Below are 1,840 nucleotides of genomic sequence, written 5' to 3' on the forward strand. Positions count from 1 at the left end.
CTACAGAGGGCTATGATACGGACGGCGATAATGTACCGGACACTTTACCGAGTGGTAATGACAGTGATGGTGATGGATTAGATGATGCTTATGATGTTGATGGCACGAATACTACGGATGCTGGTGGTGCCAGCAATGGCGGCAGCGTTCCTACGGACTTCCCTGATGATGACAATGTTGGCGGAGACCGAGATTGGCGAGATCCGATTGATGCCGATGATGATGGTATTCCGGATAATGTAGATGAGGACGATGATAATGATGGAATCACGGATGTTGTAGAGAGTGGAGGAAACGATCCAAATGGCGATGAAGATGGCGATGGTGTTCCTAACTGGCAGGATGATAGTGATGATGGTACCGGTGATGGTAGTACCACGGACTATACAGACAGTAATGGAGATGGTATTCCGGATGTATATGACAATGACGGAGACGGAGTTCCAAACCACTTAGACTTAGACAGTGATAACGATGGATTATATGATATTGTAGAGACAGGCAATGGCGCATTGGATACAGATGGTGATGGTCAGGCCAATGGTAGTGTTGGTACCAACGGTATTCCAGATGTTGCCGAAGACGGTGGTGTTGATGGTGCTGGAGTGAGTACTGTTCCTACGGATACGGATATGAATCCAAATGATGGACCAGACTATTTAGATATCGATGCCGATGATGATGGTATTGTAGATAATATCGAAGGTCAGACAACGGCAGGTTATATTGCTCCCATTGTAGATGATCCATTAACACCTTTAGTTGATGAATCAGATACTGATGGTAATGGCGTTAATGATGCCTATGATACGAATGGTACAGCTATTGATCCAACAAATACAGATGGATTAGCTGACGGACCAGATTATATAGATTTAAACTCAGATGAGGATTCAGAGAGTGATACTATTGAAGCTTATGATACTGATGATGATGGTATTGCAGATACCTTACCGGCTGGAATAGATTCAGATGGCGATGGATTAGATGATAATTTTGATACAGATGATGCTAGTTTAGATCCAACTAACGGAGGACAAACTGCAGATAACCCATTCCCAAATACAGACAATCCAACTACTCCAGAACCAGATTGGAGAGATACAGACGATCAGGTTGATCTTGTGGTGGCTAAAATAGTTGATAATGCAACTCCAGATGAAGGAAGTACTATTGTTTATACTATTACAATAACTAACAATGGAGCTCCTTCGGCAACTAATATTAATATCACTGATCAATTACCAGTAGGAGTGACGTATGTATCCGATACACCAAGTCAGGGAACTTACGATGATGTAACTGGTATTTGGACAATAGGAGATATCACTAATGGAAATAATGCAACTCTTGCCATTACTGCTACAGTAGATGTAGGAACAAGCGGTGATACGATTACTAATACGATAACAGTTGTCAACTTAGATCAGACAGATAATGATATAACTGCGGATGATCCAAGTGAGGACATTATAGTGAACAACGAAGTTGACTTAGTAGTAGCTAAGACAGTTGATAATGCTACTCCAGATGAAGGAGATACAATTAACTATACAATTACAGTTACGAATAATGGACCAGCTACTGCTACTAATGTATCTTTAACGGATGTTTTACCAATGGGAGTAACATTTGTTAGTGCTAACCCGGCTGCAGACTATAACTCGGCTGTAGGTGTTTGGAATATTGGTGATATTTTGAATGGAGGAGTAGAAACCTTAATTATCACAGCTACTGTTGATGTTGGAACTAGTGGTGATACAATTACCAATACAGTTACCGGAGTTACTTTAGATCAGACTGATACTAATACTACTCCAGATGATCCAAGTGAGGATAT

At 41.1% G+C, this 1,840-nt stretch carries 1 protein-coding gene; it reads left to right on the plus strand.

Translation table 11 applies throughout. The features are described 5' to 3' along the window. Window positions 1–1,840 (plus strand): DUF11 domain-containing protein (locus Q0829_RS27475; RefSeq protein WP_298549292.1); only part of this gene is annotated, 1,840 nt, incomplete at both ends.

It is taken from the genome of uncultured Aquimarina sp., assembly GCF_947492405.1.
In the GTDB taxonomy this organism is placed as follows: Bacteria; Bacteroidota; Bacteroidia; order Flavobacteriales; family Flavobacteriaceae; genus Aquimarina.